We start from the raw sequence: 5,644 nt of genomic DNA, 5'->3' as shown, positions 1-5,644 counted from the left end.
GAATATCGAGGGTGGCGTGGCGTTTACGCTGCACCTGAGGGGTCTGCCGCGCCAGCGTCTGGCGTAACCCCCACGGTGTGTGCCCAGCTCTCTGTAGGAGCCGCTTCAGCGGCGATGCTCCCTGTGGGAGCCGCTTCAGCGGCGAATGGAGTTCGCGGCAACCTGGCTATCGCCGATGAATCGGCTCCTACATAAGACCTGCGTGTATCTGGGCAGGGTCCGCCCGGGTCCCGATRTCCTACAATCCCCGGTCACCCCACCCGATTCGACGCCCCGAATGATTTCCCGCGAACAATTCGATGCCTACGCCGCGCAGGGCCATACGCGCATTCCGCTGGTGCGCGAGGTCTTCTCCGACCTCGACACGCCGCTGTCGGTGTACCTGAAGCTGGCCGATGGCCCGTATACCTTCCTCTTCGAGTCGGTCGAGGGCGGCGCCACGTGGGGACGCCATTCCATCATCGGCCTGCCGGCGCGGCGTGTGTATCGCCTGCGCGGGCATGAGCTGGAAGTGGAGGAGAGCGGCGAAGTCATCGAGCGTCGTCATCTGGAGGATCCGCTCGCCGAGATCGAAGTGCTGCGCAAGCAGTACGACGTGCCCAAGCTGCAGGGGCTGCCCGACTTCACCGGCGGTCTTGTCGGCTACTTCGGTTTTGAAACCATCGGCTATATCGAAAAGCGCCTCGCCCAGTGGGACAAGCACGACGAACTTGGCACGCCCGATGTGCTGTTGATGCTCGCCGACGAAGTGGCCGTGTTCGATAACCTGAAGGGCCGCCTCTACCTCATCGTCCACGCCGACCCGTCGAAGCCGCAGGCCTATGCGGATGCCTCGCGCCGTCTCGATGCGCTCGCCTTCCGCCTGCGCCAGGGCGGCGTCTCGTACCCGCAGATGCTGCAGCCCGCAGCGATCGACGAATCCGATTTCAAATCCTCGTTCACCCGCGAGGAGTACGAAGAAGTGGTGCGCAAGGCGCAGGAATACATCCGCGCCGGCGACATCTTCCAGGTCGTGCCGTCGCAGCGCCTGAGCGTCAAGTTCAACGCACGGCCGGTGGACGTTTACCGCGCACTGCGCGCGATGAATCCCTCGCCGTACATGTTCTTCATCGACATGGGTCCGACCCAGATCGTCGGCTCGTCGCCGGAGATCCTCGTGCGGCTGAAGGCGGGGCGCGTCGTGCTGCGGCCGATCGCAGGCACGCGTCGTCGCGGTGCCGATGAAGCGGAAGACGTCGCGCTGGAAACCGAGCTGCTCGCCGATCCAAAGGAACGCGCCGAGCACCTCATGCTGATCGACCTCGGTCGCAACGACGTCGGCCGCGTGAGTAAGACGGGCACGGTGGAGTTGTCCGAATCCTTCGTGGTCGAGCGTTACTCGCACGTCATGCACATCGTGTCCCAGGTCGAAGGCGACATTCGCGACGACCTCTCCTACATGGATGTCATCAAGGCGACGTTCCCGGCCGGTACGGTGAGTGGCGCGCCGAAGATCCGCGCGCTGGAGATCATCCAGGAGCTCGAACCGTTCAAGCGCAACATCTACGCCGGCGCCATCGGCTGGCTCGGCTGGTGGGGCGACGCGGATACCGCCATCGCCATCCGCACCGCCGTGATCCAGGACGGCCGCCTGCACGTGCAAGCCGGCGGCGGCGTTGTTTACGACTCCGATCCCGCGGCCGAGTGGGAAGAGACGATGAACAAGGGTCGCGCACTGTTCCGCGCAGTAGCCCAAGCCGCGAAAGGCCTGTAAACGACAGTGCTGTTGTAGGAGCCGATTCATCGGCGATAGGGTGCTAGCCGCACCCTTTCCACCCCGCTGCCGCGGGGATCGCCGATGAATCGGCTCCTACAGAAAATGTGCGTTGCCGTCGGAAGAATGCGTTGCCGTTGAACAGTGCGTTGTCGTCATCCGTGTCGAAAGGAGATCGTCGGGTATGAATCGTTATCTGCTTGCTGTCGCTCTTGCCGCCTTACCTGTGCTCGCCTCGGCGTCCGAGACGCCATCCTCTCCCTACCTGTCCGCCAAAGGCCACGCGGAGCGCAGCGTCCAGCCGGACCGGTTCGGTATCGATCTGCGTGTCATCGCCGTGGACATGAAGCCGGCCGTGGCGCGTACCCGCGTCGAGAAACTGATGGCCGGTGTACTCGCCGGCTTCAAGTCACACCACGCGATACCGGAATCGATCGACGCGACGGCGATCAGCGTCGACGCCAAGTCGGAGTACCGCGACGACAAGGACGCCTTCCTCGGGACGCAGGTCTCGCGTACGGCCCATGCGGTGTTCGCGAACCTGGACGACCTTCGCCAGTTCATCGACGGCGTCGAGGCCGACCAGGAGTTGCAGATCACCGGAACCACCGTCACCCGTAGCGATATCGAAGCGGTCCGGCAGGACGTGCGACGCGACGCGATCAAGGACTCCATCCGCTCCGCGAAGGCCATGGCGGACGCTTACGGGGTCAAGCTCGGCACGCTCTATACCGTCACGGATTCACCGGCCTACGTCGGGGGACGAGGCGAGCTCTCCAGCGTCACGGTCACCGCGGCGACCCTTCCGAAAATCGATCTGCAAGTAGGCAGCATCAAGGTCGAAGAGGACGTCTTCGCGATCTTCTTCATGGATACGGGCAAGTAGATCCCCTGTGCCACACGCTCCTTCGGTAGGAGCCGATTCATCGGCGAACGGGTGCTAGCGGTATCCTTATGGCTACCTACCCGCTGCCGCGGGGATCGCCGATGAATCGGCTCCTACAGAAATGCCGCGGCGCAACCGATTCCGATATCTCTGGCACCAACGTCACGGACCGAATGAAACTCATGAGCAGCACGCGCACCTTCATCGCCGCCGGAAGTCTTGCCGTCATGGCCGCCACCTCGGCGCCGTCGGTACAGGCGCGCGAGCCCTTCAGTGACGATATCGCCTCGCGCACGCAGGCGCTGGCGCTGCTGGAAACGCTGAACGCCGACCTGCTCAGCCACCCCAGTGCGACGCTCACGCTGGAGCGCTGGTGCAGCGACCACGCACTGGCTGGCGACGCGAAGATCCTCGCCCGCCGTGTGAAGGGCCAGGACAAGCCCCTGCCGGATGACGGACGGCAGACGCTCGGTATCGGTCCGGATGAGCCGGTGAAATACCGTCGCGTCCAGCTGGCCTGCGGGGAGCATGTGCTCTCCGAGGCGGACAACTGGTACGTCCCGTCGCGCCTCACCCCGGAAATGAACCAGATCCTCGACAGCAGCGACCAGCCGTTCGGCAAGGTCGTACAGCCGCTGCATTTCCGCCGCCAGACGATCAGTGCGGACCTCCTGTGGTCGCCGCTGCCCAAGGGATGGGAGATGGACGCGCCCCTGCCTGTCGCCACCAAGGGCCCTCTGACGATCCCCCACGAGCTGCTGCGCCACCGCGCCGTCCTGTTCAACGAGGCCAGCCAGCCCTTCAGCCTGGTCATCGAGACCTATACCTCGGAAGTGCTGGCCTTCGGCCGCCGCTAAAGCTTGTCTCCCCCTTGTGGGAGCCGATTCATCGGCGATCCKGCGGCAGCCGGCCAGGTTCCCGATACCTGGTTATCGCCGATGAATCGGCTCCCACACAAAGCCGCCGTCCGTAGCGCGACAACCTGGCCCGCTGCCGCGGGTTCGCCGATGAATCGGCTCCTACCTTGGGCGAAAGCGGTAGCCCATCCGGCTGACTTGGCAGGCCCGCCTGCGCGCCGGAAGCTGGACCCCACGATAAGGTGGAGGCAACTCATGGCCCCGGCGAGCGCCGTTGCACGAAAGATTCCCGCGCCGCGGCTGACGGGCACGAATGCCCTCGGGGCGCTGCTCACCGTGGCCCACGAGCCACGTCTCGGCCCCCAGCCGAACTCGCTGGACAATGCCGTCGCCAACGCCACGCACTGGGTACAGCTGTCCAACACAGCGCGCCGCCCCGACGCCATGTGGCTCGAAGCCGGCGCGATGATGCAGCGCCTGGTGCCGCGTGCGGAATGGGTTCGTTATCTGCGGAAGATCCGTCTCGATCGCGGGGCACTGAACAGCCGCGAGTGGTTCGAGGTCACGCGTGTTCGCGACCCGGTCGGRTTGCCTACCGGCGATTACCTCAACGTGATCTTCATCGCGCAGTTCGCCCGGGCGATTCTCYTCGAGACCGTATCGCTGGCGCCGGGAAGCGCCGGCTGGATGCCCGTTGGTTACGTCATCCGGCCCGTGCAGCGGGAAATCTCGTTCGTGCAGTGATTCACTGACTTGCAGCGGTGCGCGCCGCGAAGGCCGCCGCAATCGCATCGCGCGTCGCCAATAGCACTTCATCCGACAGCGCGGCATCGGTCTTGGCTACCGCACGCGAGACGGCGATCGCACCGATCTGCGCTGCAATCGACGCCACCGCCAACTGCCGCCGCACGTCCTGCGGCACCGTCTCGTCGATAGCGCCGGCCATCATCGCTACCTCTTCCTCGAACGCCTGCGCAAAGCTACGGCTGAGTGYCTCGCCCTGGCGTCCGACATCGCTGGCGGATGCTGTCATCGGGCAACTCGTGGTCAGGTCGTCTCGCTGGAGCGTGGTGTAGAGGCTGCCCAGGTATTCCTCGAACGAGGGATGCCGATCACCCGCCCAGGCACGTGCACGGTCCATCCGCTGCGCGAAACCGTGCGAGAACGCCTCGGCCGCGAGCAGATCCTTCGAGGGGAAGTGGGCATAGAGGGCGCCGTGGGTCAGCCCGGCTTCCTTTGCCACTTCCGCCACACCGACGCCATCCACGCCTTTCTCCCTGAATAGCCGACTCGCCGCTGCGAGCAGGGCTTCACGGTTCTCGGCCGATTTTTCCTTGGAAACACGCATTTCACACTCCTGAACCGTTCCGACGGTTTTGATTGCAACCGCCACGAAAAGATATTAGATTGCAGTCGCAATCATAACCCGCCACGAAGGAGATTCGCCATGTCGAAGTTTTCTACGCTGTTCGCCCTCGGTGCCCTGACCCTGGGTGTTGCAGGTACCCCCGCTGCCCAAGCGGCCCCGATCCACAATGTCGTACTCGTCCACGGCGCCTTCGCCGACGGCTCAGGCTGGCGCGCCGTCTACGACTCGCTCGTCGCCAAGGGTTACGAGGTGTCGATCGTCCAGATTCCCGAGACCAGCCTCGCCGCGGATGTCGAGGCCACCAAGCGCGTGATCGACCAGCAGGACGGCCCGACCGTGCTTGTCGGCCACAGCTGGGGCGGCCAGGTCATCACCGAAGCAGGCGCGGACCCGAAGGTGAAATCACTCGTGTATCTCGCGGCGCTCGTGCCCGATGTCGGTGAGAGCACCGAGACGCTCGAGACGATGGCGAAGTACCCGGCGCCGAACAACGACGTCAAGAAGACCGCGGACGGCAAGTTCTTCTACATGGACCCCACGAAGTTCCGCGAAAACTTCGCCGCGGACTCATCGTCGGCGCTGGCGTCCTTCATGGCGCATTCGCAGGTGATCCTGTCCGTCGAGGCTTTCGGCACGCCAGCGAAGGCGGCGGCGTGGAAGACCAAACCCTCCTGGGCCGTGCTGCCCGGTGCCGACAAGACCATCAACATGGACCTGCAGCGCTGGATGTACGAGCGCGCCAAGGCCAAGGTCACGACGGTGCCTGGCTCGAGCCACAC

6 protein-coding genes are annotated in these 5,644 nt (G+C 64.6%); 5 read left to right on the top strand and 1 reads right to left on the bottom strand.

The genetic code is table 11. From position 1 onward, the window contains the following. The first annotated feature begins 277 nt into the window (after positions 1-277). The 4 genes from trpE to AC1DSN_RS17500 all read left to right on the top strand — a co-directional run bounded on the left by trpE (position 278) and on the right by AC1DSN_RS17500 (position 4,240). Complete coding sequence (gene trpE / locus AC1DSN_RS17515) at positions 278-1,753, top strand: anthranilate synthase component I (RefSeq protein ID WP_477331923.1); 1,476 nt, start codon at positions 278-280, stop codon at positions 1,751-1,753. 184 nt (positions 1,754-1,937) lie between these two features. Next, positions 1,938-2,639 carry an SIMPL domain-containing protein gene (locus tag AC1DSN_RS17510; RefSeq protein WP_477296623.1) on the top strand — a complete coding sequence of 234 codons (702 nt, stop codon included), beginning with the start codon at positions 1,938-1,940 and terminating at the stop codon, positions 2,637-2,639. Between the two features lie 182 nt (positions 2,640-2,821). Then, positions 2,822-3,496, top strand: coding sequence for a hypothetical protein (locus AC1DSN_RS17505; RefSeq protein ID WP_477296622.1), 675 nt, complete (start codon positions 2,822-2,824; stop codon positions 3,494-3,496). A gap of 255 nt (positions 3,497-3,751) precedes the next feature. After that, the gene (locus tag AC1DSN_RS17500) at positions 3,752-4,240 is read left to right on the top strand and encodes a DUF4019 domain-containing protein (RefSeq protein ID WP_477331921.1); all 489 of its coding nucleotides are present in this window, start codon (positions 3,752-3,754) and stop codon (positions 4,238-4,240) included. Position 4,241: 1 nt separating this feature from the next. Here the strand turns inward: AC1DSN_RS17500 and AC1DSN_RS17495 are convergent, their stop codons facing one another. Beyond that, positions 4,242-4,844, bottom strand: a complete 603-nt coding sequence (locus tag AC1DSN_RS17495; RefSeq protein ID WP_477331919.1) for a TetR/AcrR family transcriptional regulator — start codon at positions 4,842-4,844, stop codon at positions 4,242-4,244. Between the two features lie 99 nt (positions 4,845-4,943). Here AC1DSN_RS17495 and AC1DSN_RS17490 point away from each other — a divergent pair. Next, positions 4,944-5,644 (top strand): alpha/beta hydrolase (locus AC1DSN_RS17490; RefSeq protein WP_477331917.1); only part of this gene is annotated, 701 nt, incomplete at its 3' end.

This window comes from Luteibacter sp. P4_D7_3 (genome assembly GCF_056401735.1).
The sequence above is the reverse complement of the archived record's forward strand: the minus strand, read 5'-3'. Positions and strand labels throughout refer to the sequence as shown.